The sequence below is a fragment of the Pseudomonas sp. St316 genome, from assembly GCF_018325905.1.
Lineage (GTDB): Bacteria > Pseudomonadota > Gammaproteobacteria > Pseudomonadales > Pseudomonadaceae > Aquipseudomonas.
On the sequence record NZ_AP021901.1, the window covers coordinates 5,816,926 to 5,836,028 of the forward strand.

Annotated in this window: 10 protein-coding genes; 4 read left to right on the forward strand and 6 right to left on the reverse strand. The window is 61.4% G+C overall.

What is annotated here, in order from left to right:
• The first annotated feature begins 10 nt into the window (after window positions 1–10).
• From KI237_RS26025 to KI237_RS26035, 3 genes are read left to right on the forward strand one after another with little or no spacing between them, the layout of a single operon-like run.
• Window positions 11–3,934: a Tc toxin subunit A-related protein gene (locus KI237_RS26025; RefSeq protein WP_249410667.1), complete on the forward strand. Its 3,924-nt coding sequence runs from the start codon at window positions 11–13 to the stop codon at window positions 3,932–3,934.
• Window positions 3,931–8,397: a SpvB/TcaC N-terminal domain-containing protein gene (locus KI237_RS26030; protein ID WP_212797639.1), complete on the forward strand. Its 4,467-nt coding sequence runs from the start codon at window positions 3,931–3,933 to the stop codon at window positions 8,395–8,397. The genes KI237_RS26025 and KI237_RS26030 overlap by 4 nt, the downstream gene beginning before the upstream one ends.
• Window positions 8,394–11,222, forward strand: coding sequence for an RHS repeat domain-containing protein (locus tag KI237_RS26035; RefSeq protein WP_212797640.1), 2,829 nt, complete (start codon window positions 8,394–8,396; stop codon window positions 11,220–11,222). The genes KI237_RS26030 and KI237_RS26035 overlap by 4 nt, the downstream gene beginning before the upstream one ends.
• Before the next feature lie 72 nt (window positions 11,223–11,294).
• Here the strand turns inward: KI237_RS26035 and KI237_RS26040 are convergent, their stop codons facing one another.
• The 4 genes from KI237_RS26040 to KI237_RS26055 all read right to left on the reverse strand — a co-directional run bounded on the left by KI237_RS26040 (window position 11,295) and on the right by KI237_RS26055 (window position 15,507).
• Window positions 11,295–11,663, reverse strand: a complete 369-nt coding sequence (locus tag KI237_RS26040) for a glyoxalase superfamily protein (RefSeq protein ID WP_212797641.1) — start codon at window positions 11,661–11,663, stop codon at window positions 11,295–11,297.
• Between the two features lie 132 nt (window positions 11,664–11,795).
• Entirely contained in the window at window positions 11,796–13,268 is a 1,473-nt protein-coding gene (locus tag KI237_RS26045) for an N-acyl-D-amino-acid deacylase family protein (protein ID WP_212797642.1), read from the reverse strand.
• Between the two features lies 1 nt (window position 13,269).
• Window positions 13,270–14,130: a MurR/RpiR family transcriptional regulator gene (locus tag KI237_RS26050; protein ID WP_212797643.1), complete on the reverse strand. Its 861-nt coding sequence runs from the start codon at window positions 14,128–14,130 to the stop codon at window positions 13,270–13,272.
• A gap of 27 nt (window positions 14,131–14,157) precedes the next feature.
• Window positions 14,158–15,507, reverse strand: coding sequence for a GntT/GntP/DsdX family permease (locus KI237_RS26055; RefSeq protein WP_212797644.1), 1,350 nt, complete (start codon window positions 15,505–15,507; stop codon window positions 14,158–14,160).
• Between the two features lie 360 nt (window positions 15,508–15,867).
• Here KI237_RS26055 and KI237_RS26060 point away from each other — a divergent pair, with 360 nt between their 5' ends.
• Complete coding sequence (locus KI237_RS26060; protein ID WP_212797645.1) at window positions 15,868–17,313, forward strand: SulP family inorganic anion transporter; 1,446 nt, start codon at window positions 15,868–15,870, stop codon at window positions 17,311–17,313.
• A gap of 53 nt (window positions 17,314–17,366) precedes the next feature.
• Here KI237_RS26060 and KI237_RS26065 read toward each other — a convergent pair whose 3' ends face one another.
• Together KI237_RS26065 and mdaB are read right to left on the reverse strand one after the other, a co-directional pair.
• On the reverse strand, window positions 17,367–18,278 hold the full coding sequence (locus tag KI237_RS26065; protein WP_212797646.1) for a LysR family transcriptional regulator: 912 nt from the start codon (window positions 18,276–18,278) through the stop codon (window positions 17,367–17,369).
• A gap of 69 nt (window positions 18,279–18,347) precedes the next feature.
• Window positions 18,348–18,938 carry an NADPH:quinone oxidoreductase MdaB gene (mdaB, locus tag KI237_RS26070; RefSeq protein WP_212797647.1) on the reverse strand — a complete coding sequence of 197 codons (591 nt, stop codon included), beginning with the start codon at window positions 18,936–18,938 and terminating at the stop codon, window positions 18,348–18,350.
• Between the last annotated feature and the right edge of the window lie 165 nt (window positions 18,939–19,103).

Genomic DNA, 19,103 nt, shown 5'->3' on the forward strand with positions numbered 1-19,103 from the left:
AGGATTGAATATGACCGTTGCCCTTAAAAAGCAGCTTGATGAACACCTGCGCGATGCACAGTTGGCGTTCTACCTGCACAAGGTCGTGCCCAATAACGCCACGACAATGAACCTGAAGCTCAAGACGGCCCAGGACCTCTACGAATACTGGTTGCTCGACGTGCTGGTCAGCCAGGATGTGCCCACCACGCCTGTGGCGTGCGCCATTGCCAGCCTGCAGCAATACATCCATCGCATCCTGTTGAACCTGGAGCCCGGTTACGACTCGGACGACATAAGCGCCGAACACCTGCGCACGTGGCGCAACGAGATGCATCAGTATCCCACCTGGGCGGCCCATCAAAAGCTGCTCTATTTTCCCGCCACGTATCTGGAGCCATCGCTCAGGGCCAACAAGAGCGACAACTTCCGGCAACTGGAAAACGACCTCAACCAGCATCGGCTCCAACCCGAAGCGGTTCAGTCGGCAGTCTTGGCATACCTGAGCCGACTCGAAGAAGTCGCCAACCTGAATATTCTCAATGGCTACGTCGACGGCGAGGACCTTGCCAACAGCACCTATTACTTCATTGCCAAATCAAGGTCCGAGAACACCTACTTCTGGCGTTCCCTGGACATGGCTCAACGCCCCCTCGACGGTACCCCGCCGCAATCGCCCGCAACCCCACCCAAGCTTGACTCGCCGGCCCCATACGCCTGGTCGGACTGGGAAAAAGCCGACGTGCCCATCCCCGACAGCGCGGCCGAACACTCGATACGGCCGGTCTGGTTCAACAATCGCCTGTTCGTCATATGGGCAGAATGCATCCACCAGGATCCGGCCACCCGCATTGCCCACGTGGACTCCAGCACAACCCAGCCAGGCCCCAGTGCTCCGCTGTTGCGCCTGAGCCTGTGTTACAAAAAACAGGATGGCAGTTGGAGCACCCCGCGTGTTTGCCTGCAAGGTTATTGCCAGGACAAAGCGCTGCGAGACAAGGACGTGCAAGCCATCAAGCCGCTGTTGGGTAGCGTTGCAACACACCAGCGCAAAGGTTCGCACCACTTACTCTTTCTCGCGTTGTGTGTCAGGGGCTACCAGGCCGACTCGGCCAGCCACTTCATTTTCATTGAATCGACTCGCATCGATAAAAACCTCGGCCACGCAGTTGACCGTTCAGACACAGCAAAAGCACCAGGGGCCAAAAAGTACCTTCAGTACCCAAGCGCTGAGCAAGCGCTTCTGGACAGCAGTGCCCATCGCATTCAAGCAAAGGTCCCCCTGCAAGCGAAAGAAGAGACGCCGGCCACTGATGTCTACGCCAGTGCACAAGGCACGCTTGCTGTCACCGATGTCTACTCCAGCACGCAAACCGAGGCCGCAGCCACTGGCGTTCATCGCGACACAAAAGACGCGAGTGCTGTAACGGCAACGCAAACGGGTATCTCCTTGGGACAGGATCCTCCCGCCAAGCGCCTCACACCCGACATCACCTACGTGACGTCAAGCCTGGGCACCAGCCAACTGCTGGACTTTTCCAACTCCGCGATCAGTGACAGCGACGCCAAAGACCAACCACGCCAGCCGATCAGGTTGAACACCGTGTTCGCCGCCGAACTGATCCGGCGAACCGAAAACAGCCTGGATGAACTGTTCGATTGGGAGACGCAACACCTGCCGGAACCCGGCTTGCCAGGTGCTCCCAGCACGCGGATGGACTTCCATGGGGCTTATGGTCGTTACTTCACAGAGCTATTTCTCTACGTACCTTGGTTGGTCGCCGAGCGGTTGAGCAGCGAGCACCGCTACGAGGAGGCCGAACGCTGGCTGCGCCATGTCTTCGATCCGGGGCGTGGGAGTGATGGGTGCTGGAAGAGTGTTCCGTTGGTCGGCACCCACACCTCTGCCTATGCCGATCAGGCCCCCCACGACCCACACCAGATTGCCCTCAGTCATCCGGTGCACTTTCGCAAGGCCCTGTACTTTCTTTACCTGGATATCCTGATCAACCGTGGCGACGTCGCCTACCGCGAGCAGACCGCCGATAGCCTGAGCGAGGCAAAGCTATGGTATGTGCGAGCACTGGACCTGTTGGGGCCACGTCCAGTCGTGCAGCCGGTCGATCAGTGGAGCACCATCAGCCTGCAAACGTTGAGCGAAACAACCAACAAACACCTGCGCGCATTTGAACGATCACTGGCCCGCTCAAGCGCCACCCCCACGTTGCTGATTCGTGAAGACAGTTCACCGCCCAACTTGCCGAGCGTCGACAGTCCGCAGCTGCGTTTGCCGTTCAACCCCGAGTTGCTCAAGCGCTGGGACATGACCGAAAGTCGCTTGTACAACCTGCGGCATAACCTCGATATCGCCGGCAAGCCGCTGCATTTGCCGATATTCGCGACTGCATCGGACCCTCGCGCCTTGTCCGGCGCCAACGCCCTGAACATCCCGGGCCATGCCGCACAAGACCTGCCGGACGCACACCTTGCGCACTATCGTTTCACGGTCATGCAGAGTAAGGCCCTGGGCGCGGTTGAAACCCTCAGCCAGTTCGGCGCCACGCTGCTATCGCTGATCGAACGCAAAGAACAAGTGCAACTGCAGGAGCTTCAACAACAGCAAGCCTGGGACCTGGCTAAAATCACCGTCGACCTGCAACGCCAGGCGTTGAACATCGACCGTCATAACCGCCAGGCGCTGTTGGCCAGTAAAGCGATCATCCGGAACCGGGCCAGCCACTACCATCACTTGCTGGAGCAAGGCATCAGTGAGGCCGAGCGCCAAGCCAGTCACCTGTACCTGCGCAGCGGCGCATTCGAGCTCGATGCATCCCGCGCCCAGGTCGTGGCGGGCGGACTCATGGTGACGCCGAACATTTTCGGCTTCAGCAATGGCGGCTGTCGCTGGGAAGGTGCGCTGCACGCGACCACGGCCCTCGCCCAAGGCGCCGCCGTCGCCCATCGGACCTCGGCGGCCCATCTCGACCGTACGGCGCAGTTCAGTCGTCGCCGGGAAGAGTGGATCCTGGCTCGCCACCAGGCCCTGCTCGAGCTGAACCAGATCGATGCACAACTGGCGCATTTCGCCGAGCAGGAAACGGCCACGCGCCTGCAACTACGCCTGGCCGAATCGAGCCTGAGCCAGGCCAAGGCCCACTACGATTTTTTCAGCAAGCGCTTTACCAAAACGCAGTTGTACCAATGGTTGAACAGCCAATTTGCCACGCTCTACCGCCAAGCCTACGACGCCACACTGGCGCTGTGCCTGGCCGCCGAAGCCTGTTGGCAATATGAATTGGCGGACTTCAACAGGCGCTTCATTCAACCCGGCGGCTGGAATGCAACCTATCGAGGGCTCGGCGCGGGCGAGCAGTTGAAACTGAACCTGTTGAACATGCAGGCCGAGTACTTGCGAGCTAACGTGCGCGAGCTGGAAATTCGCAAGACGGTATCGCTGCGTCAGTTGAAGCGCAAAACCGCCACCAGCACGATCAACAAAGACTGGGCACCGCTTCACGCCGACCTGATGGCAGGACAGTGCGAATTCGAGCTGACCCACGAGCTGTTCGAAGACGACTACAAGGATCAGCAGCATTACCTGCGACGCATCAAAACCATCAGCGTCTCCTTGCCGGCCATCGTCAGCCCTTATGAAAACATCCGGGCCACGCTGACCCAGACGGCCAGCAAAGTGTTGCTGTCCCCAAAGGGCCCGGCCCTGGAAAGCCACCGCGCCAACCAGCAGATCGCGCTTTCCACGGGGGTCGACGACAACGGCCTGTTCACCCTGGGCTTCAACGATGAACGCTACCTGCCCTTCGAGTACACCGGGGCTGTCTCCACCTGGTGCCTGACCTTCCCTAACCCCGAAGCCCAAAAGGAGCTGCTTGAGTCGCTGACCGACATCATCGTGCACGTGAGCTACACGGCCAGGGCCGGCGGAGGTTCGCTATGAGTGAGCCCAATGCATTGCCTGTCACCACCCCGGCGCTGCCCAAGGGCGGCGGTGCGATCCAGAGCATTGGCAAAGGCTGGGGCACTGTCGGCGCCCACGGTACGGCGTCGTATGCGATCGCCCTGCCGATTTCGCCGGGGCGCGGTTTTGCGCCCGCCTTATCGCTGGGGTATGCCAGCTCGGCCGGCAACGGCGTATTCGGCCTCGGCTGGGGGCTATCACTCCCCAGCGTGGCGCGCCGCACCAGCCACGGTGTACCGGCCTATGCCGAAGATGACGAGATCCTCGGCCCAAGCGGCGTGGTGTGGCTGCCCGAACAAGATCCACAAGGCGTCATCCACTCAACCCGTATCGACCGCTACAACACGCTTGACCTGGGCCAGACCTACACGGTGACACGCCACTTCCCAAGCGTTGAAAGCTGCTTCGACCGCATTGAGCGCTGGACATCGGAGCATGACAAAGCGGGGTTCTGGCTGGTGCACGGCGCCGACGGCAGCCTCCACATGTTAGGAAAGAATCCGGCATCGCGCCGAGCCGACCCCGAGGACGCCAATCGGGTAGGCGAATGGTTATTGGAGGAAAGCCTGAACGCCCACGGCGAGCACATCCTCTATCAATACCAGGCAGACGCAACGGCTCAGCGCTACCTGAGCCGGGTGAGCTATGGCAATTTCGAGGCCGATGCGCACCTCTATTCGTGGACAAGCGAACGGTTGAAGCCGGTGCAATGGCACTTCGAATTGCTGTTCGACTATGGCGAGCGCGACACGGAGTACTCACAGGTACCGCGCTATGAAGGCCAACAATGGCACCCCCGCAGCGACGCGTTTTCCAGCTTCGCCTACGGCTTTGAACTACGCACACAACGGTTGTGCCGCCAGGTGTTGATGTTCCACCGCTTCCCCGACGAGTTGGGGACGGCCCCCGTCCTGGTGCGCCGCCTGCTGCTCGAGTACCACCAGACGCCGCTGGGCTATCACCACCTGATCGCGGCCCATGACCAGGCGTTCGACGACTCGCAGGGCATGGCTAATCGTCCCCCTGTCGAGTTCAGCTACAGCGAGTTCAAGCTGCGGTGTGAAACCCCGTCTTGGCACGACATGCCGCGGCTCAACGAAGCGCAAGGCTATCAACTGGTGGATCTGTATGGCGAAGGCCTGCCGGGCGTGCTCTGTCGAGGCGATGCCGGTTGGTATTACCGCGAACCCATGCGGGCCAAGCCCCACAGCGATGAAGTGGCTTACGACCAATGGCGGTCGTTGCCGCGCATTCCTGTGGCCGACTCGGCCAAACCCATGGGCCAGTCACTGAGTGACCTGACCGGCGATGGTCGATTGGATTGGGTCATCGCCGAGCCGGGGTTGAGCGGTTTTTTCTCCCTTGGGCCCCATCGAGACTGGTCAGGCTTCGCCGCGTTCAAGGCATTCCCTGCGGAGTTTTTCCAGCCACAAGGGCAGTTGGCCGATCTGATGGGTGCCGGCCTCAGCGACCTGGCGTTGATCGGCCCGCGCAGCGTGCGTCTGTACGCCAATCAGCGCGAGCATGGGTTTGCGCCAGCGCAAGAGGTGCACCGCGACGCGGATGACGACGCCCTGGCGCTGCTCAGCCCTTCGCCCAGCGAGCTGGTGGCCTTCAGCGACCTGCTGGGCAGTGGACAGCCGCACCTGGTGCGCATTCGTCATGACGAAGTGAAGTGCTGGCCCAACCTGGGCCGTGGACGTTTCGGCAGAGGCATCGTGTTGGGCTCGCCGGGCCTTGCCTACGAAAACTTCGATGCCGCGCGGATCCGCCTGGCGGACCTGGATGGCTCCGGCGCCACCGACCTGATCTACCTGCAAGCCAATCAGGCGCTGATCTTCATGAACCGCGGCGGCAACGGCTTCAGTCCTCCCGTCGCGCTGCCCTGGCCGAAGGGACTGCGCTACGACCGCTTGTGCCAGGTGAGCATCGCCGATCTACAAGGGCTCGGCTGTTCCAGCCTGATCCTGAGCGCGCCGCACATGACACCTCAACAACATTGGCGCTACGACTTCGTCAGGGAAAAACCGTATCTGCTCACCGGCACCCACAACAATATGGGCGCCGCCAACAGCATCCGCTACCGCAGCTCGGCGCAGGAATGGCTGGATGAAAAGGCCGAAAGATCAGCAACCAACATGCCCCCTGTCTGTCATGTCCCACTGGTCCTGCACCTGGTTTCGAGCCAGACCCAGGTGGATGAAATTACCGGCAATCGCCTGTCGCAGACATTCGCTTATCGCCAAGGCTACTACGACGGTGCGCAACGGGAATTTCGCGGCTTTGGCCTCCTGTTGCAAAACGACGCAGAAACCAGCCCTGACGATGCCGGCTCATCAGGCTTCAGCGCGCCTTGCCTGACCAAAACCTGGTTTCACACCGGGCAAGCACTGGACCCGCCTCGAGTCGGTTACAGCCGGGTCGACCCATTGGCCGTGGCATTGGGCAAGACCGTGCCTTGCCAGTACCAGCCTGAAACCGGCAATGACACGTTCATGGCCTCGCCCACCGCGGCGACGACCCGGGAAATGTCCCGCGCCCTGAGCGGTCATTGGCTGCGAAGCGAGGTATTCGGAGTCGATCCTCACCAGAACAGCAGCACGTTGTATTCAGTCCAGGAAAACCGCTACGCGATACGTTTGCTCCAGGCGCCCGGCGACACACAACGCTATGCCCGGATGTTGCCACTGCTGCTGGAGTCCATTCACTACCAGTACGAAGGCCTGAGCGACGATCCGCAATGCCAGCACACCTTCAACCTGCAACACGACCTGTTTGGCTCGCTGACTCACAGCGTCAACGTCCATTACGCCCGACGCAAAACCGCCAGCGACACCCCGCCGTTCAGCGATGTCGACCAACAGCAGTGGTGGCGCGACGCCCATGATCCGGCGCAACAGGTCTACTACCTGGACGAAACCCGCACCGAATTCATCCATCTGCAAGCCCCTCAGGGTTGGCGACTGGGCCTGCCCTATCGCCAGCGGACGAATGCCCTGGAACGCCCCAAGGCCCCCGAGGCCGGCGGGCTGGCCACGCAAGACATGACGTATGAGATGCTCATCGAACTCACCCGGGAAACCACCTGGACCACCCAAAGTGTTCTGACAGGCCTGTCCGTGCAACGCTACAAGGACGCCACAACCGCAGAAACCCTGCCGGACGGCGTCGCTCACTTCGAGGCCCTGGGCGATCATCTGGAAAGCGCCGAGCTGGACGAAACCACCCTCAAAGCCTTTCATCTGTTGCCGCAGGACTCCCGCCCCAAGGGAAAACTGCTGGAAAGACTGGGCTATCACCGCTTGGACAGCTTCCTGCCGGCGACCCCGTCGCTTAAAAAACTCTGGTCGGTCAAAAGCGGTTTCGCGACCTACGCCCCCTTGCAGGGTTTCTACAAAATCCAGACCTTGCAAGCGAGTGAAAGCCATGGCGTGACCGCGTTCAGCTACGACAACTGCCACTGTTTTATCACCGAGTTCAAACAGCCCGATGGCTGTGCCACCCGGGCGCTCCACGACTACCGCTCACTCCAGCCACGACGCATTACCGATCCCAACGGCAACGTACAGGAAGGCCTGGTCGATGCCTTCGGCCAAGTCCTGGCCACGACGTTCTACGGCAACGAGAACAACGCACCGGTCGGTTTCAAACCCATCGCGCAGTTCAAACGGCCGCTATCGGACAGTCCGACAGAGGCGATCAAACACAGCGAGGACGCTCTGCAGTGTGCCGCCAGCGCGTTTTACTACGCGCCCTTCAGCTGGATGGGGCGTGTATCGAATGCCGCGTTGGCCGACACCGACTGGCTGGCGCGGTGCGTGACCAACCGTTACCTGCTGCCCAGCGGGCACATCCGCGCGGCCGCGCGAACCCGGCTGACGGCGCTTGCAACCCACTCTGCCGACGAGGTGAAACTGAAAGCGCAAGTGGAGGCGTCGGTACGCGAACCAGTGCACATCGCCGTACTGGTCGCCGACCGTTACCCCGACGACGAGCATCGGCAAATCCGCATTGCGCTGACCTGCTTCGACGGTTTCGGTCGGACGCTGCAAAGCAAGCAACAGGTCGAGCCGGGTACGGCCTACGTCGTCAACGCCCGGGGAGCACTGGCGCTCAAGGACGGAAAACCACTGGAGCAGACCGCCGCTAAACGCTGGCGTGTCAGCGAACGGGTGGAATACAACAACAAGGGTTTGCCGATCCGCCGCTACCGGCCTTACTTCGCCGACCAGCCTCGCTACATCAATGACGAGTCCTTGCGCCAGTTCGGCCATTGCGACCAGCAGTTCTACGATGCGCTGGGCCGCCCCACCCGCACGCGCCTTGCCGCACAGGATGGTCGCAGCCCTATGCGGCGGTGTACCCGCCATGCCTGGTACATCCTGGACGAGGATGAAAACGACACGCTGGAAGAAGCCATGTCCACCGGAGGTGAAGCATGAACCCACGCCTTCATCGCAAGACGCCCACGATCAGCGTTGTCGACAGCCGAGGCCGGCCTGTGCGGCAGGTCGCTTATTGCCGGCGCAGCGCAGACGAAACCGCCCAAGCGCGCATCACCCGCCAACGCCACGACACGACGGGCCGGCAAGTTGAGCAGTGGGACCCTCGACGGTCTGGCGCCACGTTGGAGGCGAATCTGACGACGGTCTACAGCCTCTGCGGCAAGCCACTGCTGGTCAACAGTGTCGACGCTGGCTGGCGCCTGAACCTGCCTGGCACTGCCGGACAGATCCTGCGCAGTTGGGATCAGCGCGGCACCCAATGGCGAACCACCTACGACAATCAGTTGAGGCCGACCGCTATCCACGAGCAAGTGCCTGGTCAAGATCCGCGTCGAGTCGAATGCCTGCGCTACGGCGACAGTTCGCCAGAATCGGCGGCGCGCAATGTGTGCGGTGCACTGACCCGTCACGATGACAGCGCGGGCAGCCTGCTGACCGAGGAATATGCACTGTGTGGCAAACCGCTTGACCAGACCAGGCACTTCCTCGTCGATGTCACCCAGCCGGACTGGCCCGACGATGAGAAAGATCGCACTGCGTTGCTGGAAAAGGGGCATGGCTACACGACGCGCTGGCGCTACGACGCCCTCGCAGAGCCTCTCGTGCAATTCGACGCCGCCCAGAACCAGCAACGTTATTCGTTTGATGTCGCAGGCCAACTCAAGTCGGTGAGCCTGAAGCTAAAAGACGCGGCGACCGCGAAAATCATCGTCAAAGATCTGGTCTACAACGCCTTTGGCCAAGTCGAATCCCAGGTGGCCGGCAATGGCGTGGTCAGTCGCGCCGTGTTCGATCCAGCCAGCGGTCGACTGACCTCGCTCAGCGCGGCGGTGTCTGGCAGCGCCTTGCAAGACCTGCACTACAGCTACGACGCCGTGGGGAACGTGACGCAAATCGAGGACCGGGCCCAACCGGTGCAGTTCGGCAGTAACCAACGGGTCGACGCCACCTGTACATTCACCTACGACAGCCTCTACCAGTTGATCAGCGCGACAGGCCGTGAAGCGGCGGGGCTGACCAGCAACCCCGATATTCCCACCTTCAGCCGAACACCCTTCGACGCCCGGCAACTGTTCAAGTTTACCGAGCATTACGAGTACGACGCCGGAGGCAACCTGATCGAACTGCGCCATGTTCGCGAGCGTAACAACTACACCCGGACACTGAACATTGCCGCCCAAAGCAATCGCCTCCTGTCCTGGAACAAGGGCCACTCAATGCCCGACGTGCCCACGAACTTCGATGTCCACGGCAATCAGCAAATGCTCTCTCCAGGCCAGGCGTTGCAATGGAACACCCGCAACCAACTCGCCAGCGTGGTCTTGGTCCACCGCGAAGATGGCCGCGATGACATTGAGCGCTATGGCTATGACAACGCGGGTCAACGGGTGCGCAAGGTACAAACGAGCTACGCGTCGGCCGTGACTCACACCCGGGAAGTCCGCTATTTGCCGGGCCTCGAAATCCGCACCCGGCCTAACGAGCGCCTGGAAGTCATTACCCTGCAAGCCGGCCGCTGCAACGTCCGTTATCTGCACTGGACTGAAGGTCGACCGTCCGGCATCGCCGCCAACCCGCTGCGCTACAGCCTCGAAGATCACCTGGGTTCCAGCTCACTGGAACTCGACGACCAGGCGTGGCTGATCAGCCAGGAAAGCTATTTGCCTTATGGTGGAACCGCCTGGGCGGCCTCCCGTTCGGCCGTGGAGGCCGACTACCGGACCCTTCGCTACTGCGGCAAGGAACGCGACGCCAGCGGCCTGTATTACTACGGGCACAGGTACTACGCGCCGTGGTTGCAGCGCTGGATCAGCCCAGATCCGGCGGGGGCGGTTGACGGCTTGAACTTGTATCGCATGGTGGGGAACAACCCGTTGCGCTACACCGATCCAAACGGCCACGACAAAGAAGATTTCAACGACCTCAAGGCCGAAATAGCCGCCTATCCGGGTATTCTGACCGAGGTGAACAACCGGGTCGGCACGCTGAATTATCAGCTCTACAACAGCATGCGCACCAAGGACATCACCAAAAGGGTTTTTCAAACCTACGCCTACAACGCACTCACCAACCTGATCTCGCTGGGCGCCGGCGCGCTGGCAGCACCCGCCGGATTGCCCGCCGCCTGGGCCGCCATGAGCGGCAGCTCCCTGGCGATTAGTACGATCGCCAGCAAAATGGAGGCAACACGGCACCTGCCGGTGTCGATCTATCCACAGACCAGCCGACTGGACCCCGAGGATATAGAGCATGCAGGCAGGACCGCCTTCTATGACCTGAACACGAAGTCGCGCAAGGCCATAAAGGACCTGAACCCACGCACCGCCACAGGACAAAAAAAACTGTCGTTGATGGCAACCAGTTTTATCCTGACCAAAGTCCTTCGGGTCCCAGGCGCGTGGATCGCGAACTTCGAAGCGTCGACCCAGGCAAGCAAAAACTCGAACGGTGTCCCGGGACAAAAAATCGAACGATTGAACGATGCCTTGCTTAAGCTCGATGACTATCTGGAGCATGACGCCAGCGCCATCAATGCGGCGTTCGATAGCCTTGGCGTGGAGCAATTCTATGCCCCCGGTGCAAAAGGATCCCTGGATCGAACCCTGGACCGGATGACCAACAGGGCGGGTGCCCGCACGCTAAGCCGCTCGGAAATACAAAGCGAGATCCACGCCACCCGGGCGACGATACAACATGGACGGGAACTGCTGTGGCGGCTTAACAAATACAACCAATCGTTAGGCCGATACGCCATTCCCTAGCCTTCATGAGCGGTCCAACCAGGAGATGATCAATCCGTCATTCAAGCGTTCCACGGATTGATCATCTGGTCACTAGACACAGATCCCATTGGTAAACACCAACCGATTGCCAAATGGATCGACCACGGTCATGTCCTGGCTGCCCCAGGGCATGGCCTGGATTTGCGGGCGGGCGAAGGCGTATTGCTTGGCCTGCAGTTGCGCCTGGAAGGCTTCCAGTTCATCGGTCTCGATCCGCAGCGCCGAGCCCGGCGTGCAATCGCCATGGTGTTCGGACAGGTGCAGCACGCAGTCACCACGGGAGACTTGAAGGTACAGCGGAAAGTCGTCGCCGAAACGATGTTGCCAGTCGACGGTAAACCCCAGGAAGTCGACATAGAAGGCCAACGCCTTGGCTTCATCGAAGATCCGCAGGATCGGAGTGGTTTTACCGAAGCTCATGGGTTGCTCCCTGGCTGAAAAGACCCAGTGTAGATGGGTTGACCCCAATGCTTCGGCTTTGAACCCGGCTTCTTTAGTGTCGCAGTGCCATTATTGTGACGCCAATTAACAATTTCAGCCGCCAATACGCCATCAAACGCTGTCCGATGGGCTGAATCCCCTGCGCAGATCGCCTTCGCGCGCCAGGAACCGCCCTTCCCGATGCCCGTTGGCCTGCCCTTCGCGATAGCTCAAGACACCATTGACCCACACGCCATCAATCCCTTCGGCAGCTCGTTGAGGTTCGTTGAAATCGGCCACGTCGCGAATGGTGTGCGGATTGAACAACACCAGGTCCGCCCAATGGCCTTCACGAATTTCACCACGCTCCTTCAGGCCAAAACGCGCCGCTGAAAGGCCGGTCATTTTGTGCACGGCGGTGTGCAACGGAAAAAGCCCGATGTCACGACTGAAATGTCCCAGTACCCGTGGGAATGCGCCCCACAAGCGCGGATGGGGAAACGGGTCCTCGGGCAAACCGTCGGAGCCGACCATGGACAGCGGATGAGCGAGGATGCGTCGTACGTCGCCTTCGTCCATGCCGTAGTACACCGCGCCGGCCGGTTGCAGGCGACCCGCGGCGTCCAGCAGCGACACGTCCCATTCGCGGGCAATGTCGGCGAGATCGCGACCGCCCATGTGCGGATGAGGGGTCGACCAGGTGATCGTGATGCGATGGGCATCGGTCACCTGCTTGAGATCCAGCGTCGAGGAGCTGGCCGCGTAGGGATAACAATCACAACCGACAGGATGGTTTTTTGCAGCGTTTTCCAGCGCCGCCAACACCTGTGGACTACGCCCCCAATTACCGGCGCCCGCACATTTGAGGTGGGAAATGATCACTGGGCTTTGGGCGTGACGGCCAATCCGGAACGCCTCGTCCATGGCTTCGAGCACCGGCTCGAATTCGCTGCGCAGGTGGGTGGTGTAGATCGCACCGAAGGCCTTCAACTCTTCGCTCAGTTGCATGACTTCGTCGGTGGAAGCCGAAAACGCGTTGGCATAGGCCAGGCCGGTGGACAGGCCAAGTGCACCAGCCTCCAGGCTTTCGCGCAGTTGCCCGCGCATGGCGGTGATTTCTGCCACGCTGGCGGTGCGCAATAAATCGTCCATGTGGTTGCTGCGCAATGCGGTGTGGCCCACCAATGCGGCTACGTTGACTGCAGGCGTGGCCGCCTCCACCGCCCTGCGATAATCCGCGAAGCGCGGATAGGCGAACGCCTGGGCAGTGCCGAGCAGGTTCATCGGGTCCGGCGGATCGCCGCGCAAGCTGACCGGCGCAGCACTGATGCCGCAGTTGCCGACAATGACCGTGGTCACGCCCTGGCTGAGCTTGGGCAACATTTGCGGCTGGCCAATGACCACCGTGTCGTCATGGGTGTGCACATCGATGAACCCGGGCGCCAGCACACGGCCGGCGGCGTCGACTTCTTCAATCGCCCGGGCATCGCCCAGGTCGCCGATACGCTCGATGCGCCCGCCGCGAATCGCCACGTCGGCGTTGTAGCCGGGACAGTCGCTGCCATCGATGAGCAGCGCGTTGCGGATAAGGGTGTCGTACGGCATGTCAGTCTCCCAGCGGCAAGTGATCGTCGCCGCCACGGTAATCGTCCAGGGCGAGCTTGACCCGCCGCAGGCGTTCTTGATTGTCTTCAGGGTGAGCCAACGCCAGCTCGGTGGCGAGTACGTCAATGGCCAGCAGCATGCCGTAGCGCGCCGCCGTGGGTTTATAGATGAACGAGGTTTCAGCGCCTTGCAGGGGCACCACCACATCCGCCAGCCGGGCCAGCGGCGTGTCGGCACGGGTGATGGCCAGGATCGCTGCACCGTAGCTGCGGGCCAGTTCCACCGCGCCGAGCAATTCCGGAGTGATACCGGTGAGCGAGCAGGCAATGACCAGATGATGTTCACTCAGGGACGTGGCCGTGATGCGCATCATCACCGGGTCGCGGCACGCGGCAATCGGGTAGCCGAAACGCACCAGCCGCACTTGCAACTCCTCGCCGCACAAAGCCGACCAGCCACCGAGGCCGAACGCATGGACCATCCGCGCCTTGCCGATCATCCGTACGGCGTCGCCGAACCGCGACTCTTCGAACCCTGACAGGTGCTGGCGCAAGGTTGACTCGATATCGCCGACGATCTGCCCATAAAACGCCGACTGTTCCGGCGCCCCGGCCGGGTCGAGAAAACGGCTGCCGACGCCGCTGGCCTGGGCCAGTTGCAGGCGCAAGTCGCGAAGGTCGCGGCAACCGACGGTACGGGCGAAACGCGACAACGTGGCGCTGCTGACTTCGGCCCGTTGGGCCAGTTCATCGAGGCTGGCGGAGGCGGCAAAACCTACGTCGTCGAGCATCACGCGAGCGATCCGGCCTTCGCCGGCGCTGAAGGAATCCTGGCGGGAGCGGATCTGGTAAAGGATGTCCATGGCGGCTCCTGTGGCGTTACGGTGCGCTCAGAGCAAGCGCGACAGCCCGAGGGTCAAGGCGAACGCGACCAGGGAGATCAGCGTTTCCAATACCGTCCAGGTCTTGAAGGTTTGGGCAACGGTCATATTGAAGTATTCCTTGATCAGCCAGAAGCCGCCGTCATTGACGTGGGAAAAGATCACCGAGCCGGCCCCAGTGGCCAACACCAGCAATTCGGGATGGGGGTAACCCAGGCCGATTGCCACGGGCGCGACAATCCCCGAGGCCGTGGTCATCGCCACCGTGGCCGAGCCCGTGGCGACGCGCATCAGGGCAGCGAACAACCAGCCCATGACCAATGGCGACAGCTGGAATTCCTGGGCCAGGCCGACGATCTGTTGCGTGACACCGGCATCCACCAGGATCCGGTTCAAGCCGCCGCCGGCACCGACCAGCAAGGTGATGCTGGCGGTCGGTGCCAGGCATTCGTTGGTGAACTTGAGGATCGACTCACGGTTGAAGCCTTGGGCCAGGCCGAGGGTCCAGAAGCTGAGGATGGTCGCCAGCAACAAGGCGATCACCGAGTTGCCGATGAACAGCAAAAACTGGTTGAAACCGCTGCCCGGCGTGGAAATCAGGTTGGCCCAGCCGCCGATCAACATCAGGATCACTGGCAGCAGGATGGTCCCCAGGGTCACGCCGAAGCCCGGTAGGTTGGCCCGAGGCTCGCGGTCGAGGAATTGCCGCTCCAGCGGGTTGTCGGCGGGCAGTTGGATGCGCGGCACGATGAACTTGGCGTACACGGGGCCTGCGATGATCGCAGTAGGGATGCCAATCAGGATCGCGTACAACAACGTCTGCCCCACCGAGGCCTGGAACGCCTGCACCGCCAGCATCGCCGCCGGGTGCGGAGGGACAAGGGCGTGGACCACCGAAAGCCCGGCGACCATCGGCAACCCCACCATCAGGATCGACACGCCCACGCGCCGGGCGATGGTGAACGCGATGGGCACCAGCAACACAAAACCGACCTCGAAGAACAACGGCAGCCCGACCAGGAACGCAATGCACACCATCGCCCAATGGGCATTGCGCTCGCCGAAACGCTCGATCAGCGTCTGCGCCATCCGCTGCGCCCCACCGGACTCGGCCATCATCTTGCCGAGCATCGTGCCCAAGGCCACCACCAGTGCGATATGCCCCAGCGTCTTGCCGACACCGGCCTCATAAGCGCCCACCACACCTGACGGCGGCATCCCCGCCAGCAATGCCAGGCCAATGGAAACCAGGGTAATCACGATGAACGGATTGAGCCTATAACGGGCGATCAGAACGATCAGCGCAATGATCGCGATGGCCGCGTAGACCAATAGCCAATAACCGAAAGCAGGTGCCATGCGTTACTCCTCGAATGGGGTCACGACGATGTGTTGTGAAACTCATAAATCATTTCGAGGGGAAATCTTCAAACCCGCTGAAAGTAATTTTCGCGCACAGACAAAAATTGTCGCTGACAGCTATTACCATGCAGGCCCGATGAAAATTCACCGTCAAACTTTCATCCCCGTGCGAGCTTGCTCGCGATAGCGGCAGGCCAGGGCAATGCAGCTGTCGCCTGACCAACCGCGATCGCGAGCAAGCTCGCTCCCACAGGTTCACTGTTCTTGCGCCCTGCAATTTCGTACTATCGCCCCCTGTTTTCTTGCACCACATCCCCCGGCAGCCGACGCTTCACCGGCGCCCCAATCAGGTAATTCATGAAACCAGTACGTCTTCGCGCCGACGCCCTCGCCGGCCTCACCACTTCTTTCGCCTTGCTCCCCGAATGCATCGCCTTCGCCCTGGTCGCCCACCTCAACCCGTTGATGGGGCTGTACGGCGCGTTCATCCTCTGCACGCTGACCGCGCTGTTTGGCGGTCGGCCCGGGATGGTGTCGGGTGCGGCGGGGTCCATGGCCGTGGTGATCGTCGCGCTGGTGGTGCAGCACGGCGTGCAGTACCTGCTGGCGACCGTGTTGCTGGGTGGGCTGATCATGATGGCGTTCGGGTTGTTGCGGCTGGGCAAGCTGGTGCGCATGGTGCCGCACCCGGTGATGCTCGGCTTCGTCAACGGCCTGGCGATTGTCATTGCGCTGGCGCAACTGGAACACTTCAAGGACGGCGACACTTGGCTGAGCGGCTCGTCTTTGTACCTGATGGCCGGCCTGGTGGCGCTGACCATGGCCATTGTCTATCTGCTGCCGCGCCTGACCCGCAGCGTGCCACCGGCCCTGGTGGCAATCCTGGGTGTTGGCCTGGCAGTCGACCTGCTCGGCCTGCCGACCCGGACGCTGGGCGACATGGCCCACATCGCCGGCGGTTTGCCTGCCTTTGCCCTGCCGGACATTCCCTGGAACCTTGATACTTTGCAGATCGTCGCGCCCTACGCGGTGATCATGGCGATGGTCGGTTTGCTGGAAACCTTGCTGACCCTGAACCTGACCGATGAAATCACCGAGAGCCGCGGCTATCCAGACCGTGAATGCGTGGCACTGGGCGCGGCCAACATGGCCTCCGGGTTGCTGGGCGGCATGGGCGGTTGCGCCATGATCGGCCAGACAATGATCAACCTCAGCTCGGGCGGGCGCGGGCGGCTGTCGGGGGTGGTGGCCGGGGTGATGGTGTTGCTGTTCGTGTTGTTCCTGTCGCCGCTGATCGAGCGCATCCCGCTGGCCGCGCTGGTGGGGGTGATGTTAGTGGTGTCCCAGCAGACGTTTGCCTGGGCCTCGTTGCGGGTGGTCAACAAAGTGCCGGCGAACGATGTGCTGGTCATCATCGCGGTGACCGTCATCACGGTATTCACCGACCTGGCCGTGGCCGTGCTGTGCGGGATCATCATCGCGGCGCTCAACTTCGCCTGGCAACAGGCCCGGGAGCTCTACGCCGACACGCACCTGGAAGCCGATGGCAGCAAACTCTATCGTTTGCACGGCACGCTGTTCTTCGCCTCGACGACGCCGTTCCTCAACCAGTTCGACCCAGCCAACGACCCGGCCCTGGTGACCCTCGATTGCCGTCACTTGCGTTTCGTCGACTACTCGGCCGTCGCCGCACTCAAGACCCTGCGCGAGCGCTACGGCAAAACCGGCAAGCACCTGCGGGTGTTCCACCTGTCCGAGCGTTGCAAACAAATGCTCAAGCGCGCGGGCGTGCAACACGACTGACGACATGCCACCACAAACCCACAGGTTATGTACAAGCTCAGTGGGATCGAGGCTCAGCCCTTGAATTCCCGCGAGGCGTATTCGGCAAGCTTGCCCTGGATGAAGTCCAGGAAGCACTGGATCCGCAAGGCCAGTTGCGAGTTGCGGTAGTACACGGCATTGATCGGCTGGCGATATCCGCTGTTGGCATCGGCCAGCAGCACCTTCAGCCGACCGGCACGGATGTCTTCGCGGGTCATGAAGTCCGACAGGCAGGCAATGCCCTGCCCCAGAAGCGCCAAGTGGCGCACGGTCTCGCCGCTGGACGCGCTGATGGCTGGCTGGATCGGCCAACGATCACCGTGTGCGTGGCGCAGTGGCCACTGGTTGAGGCCCTCGTTCTGGGCAAACCCCAACAACGCATGACCTGCCAGCTCGGCGACGCTTGACGGCGTGCCGTGCTGCTTCAGATAAGCGGGGCTGGCCAGGATGTGCAATGGGCTGCAACCCAGGGCGCGGGCGTGGAGCGTCGAGTCGGTGAGGGTGCCAATGCGAATGGCGATGTCGGTGCTTTGCTCCAGCAGGTCGATGATCAGGTCGTTGCTGTTGAGTTCCAGCTGAATGTCCGGGTAAAGCCTGCGGAACTCTTCGATGTGCGGGACGATGGCATGCAGCATGAACGGCGACGCCGCGTTGATCCGCAACCGGCCTGCCGGGTTCTTCTGGCGGGATGACAGGCGCTCTTCCAGCTCGTCCATCTGGTCGAGGATGCCTTTGGCCTGCTCGAAGAAATACTTGCCCTCCTCGGTCAGGTCCATGCGCCGCGTGGTGCGGTTGATCAGCGTGGTGTCGAGCTTGGTCTCCAGCCGCGACAACGTGCGGCTGACCGCCGACGGCGTCTGCCCGACCTGCTCGGCGGCGGCGGAGATGGATCCGCACTCGATCACGCAGACGAAAATCTGCAATTCGTCGGATCTGGCTTTCACAAACATCCTCTCGTGGCATGCACATCCTGTGTGAAGGATGCTTTCAGGCAAGTCCCGATAGTAGCCGGATTACCGCGAAAGACCGAACACCTCGCGCAAATGCTGTTCATACCGCGCCACATCCCCTTCGATGTTCGGACGCTTCATCACGTCCACGCACAGGAAGGTCGGCAGGCCGGTCATGCCGAGGAACTGATTGGCCTTATGGAAGGGGAAGTACACCGCGTCCACGCCCTTGGCCTCGAAGAAGTCGGTCGGGTCGTCGAAGGCTTGCTGCGGGGCGTTCCAGGTCAGGGACAACATGTACTGCTTGCCCTGGATCAGGCCACCGCTGCCGTATTTCTGCGAGGCATCGGAACGGGTCCGACCGTCGCTGGCGTAGAGGCTGCCATGGCCTTCGGTGAAGACTTCGTCGATGTATTTCTTCACGGTCCACGGCGCGCCCATCCACCAACCTGGCATCTGGTAAATAATCACGTCGGCCCAGAGAAACTTGGCAACTTCCTCCTTGATGTCGTAGCCGCCGTCGATGAACGTGGTTTTTACATCGAAACCGCCACGGTCCAACACGCTGAGCGCCGTGTCGTGGAGGGTGGCGTTGTAGCGACCGTCGGAGTGAGCGAATTGTTTGCCGCCATTGAGCAACAGGACTTTTTTCATGGGGAGCCTCATCGGGTTCCACGGCGTAGGCCGTTCAAGGGCCGCTGCATGGAAAGGTTGAAAATGATGACGGCACAATAGCGATGAGCTTCACAAGGAATAAGCCGCACAGCGGCAAAACTGATTTGACCTATACGCACGAATCGACAACCGATTGTTGCAATA

Excerpts from the sequence above, each read along its gene's own strand:
- KI237_RS26025 (WP_249410667.1), top strand. The coding sequence starts at position 11 with ATGACCGTTGCCCTTAAAAAGCAGCTTGATGAACACCTGCGCGATGCA.
- KI237_RS26030 (WP_212797639.1), top strand. The coding sequence starts at position 3,931 with ATGAGTGAGCCCAATGCATTGCCTGTCACCACCCCGGCGCTGCCCAAG.
- KI237_RS26035 (WP_212797640.1), top strand. The coding sequence starts at position 8,394 with ATGAACCCACGCCTTCATCGCAAGACGCCCACGATCAGCGTTGTCGAC.
- KI237_RS26040 (WP_212797641.1), bottom strand. The coding sequence starts at position 11,663 with ATGAGCTTCGGTAAAACCACTCCGATCCTGCGGATCTTCGATGAAGCC.
- KI237_RS26045 (WP_212797642.1), bottom strand. The coding sequence starts at position 13,268 with ATGCCGTACGACACCCTTATCCGCAACGCGCTGCTCATCGATGGCAGC.
- KI237_RS26050 (WP_212797643.1), bottom strand. The coding sequence starts at position 14,130 with ATGGACATCCTTTACCAGATCCGCTCCCGCCAGGATTCCTTCAGCGCC.
- KI237_RS26055 (WP_212797644.1), bottom strand. The coding sequence starts at position 15,507 with ATGGCACCTGCTTTCGGTTATTGGCTATTGGTCTACGCGGCCATCGCG.
- KI237_RS26060 (WP_212797645.1), top strand. The coding sequence starts at position 15,868 with ATGAAACCAGTACGTCTTCGCGCCGACGCCCTCGCCGGCCTCACCACT.
- mdaB (WP_212797647.1), bottom strand. The coding sequence starts at position 18,938 with ATGAAAAAAGTCCTGTTGCTCAATGGCGGCAAACAATTCGCTCACTCC.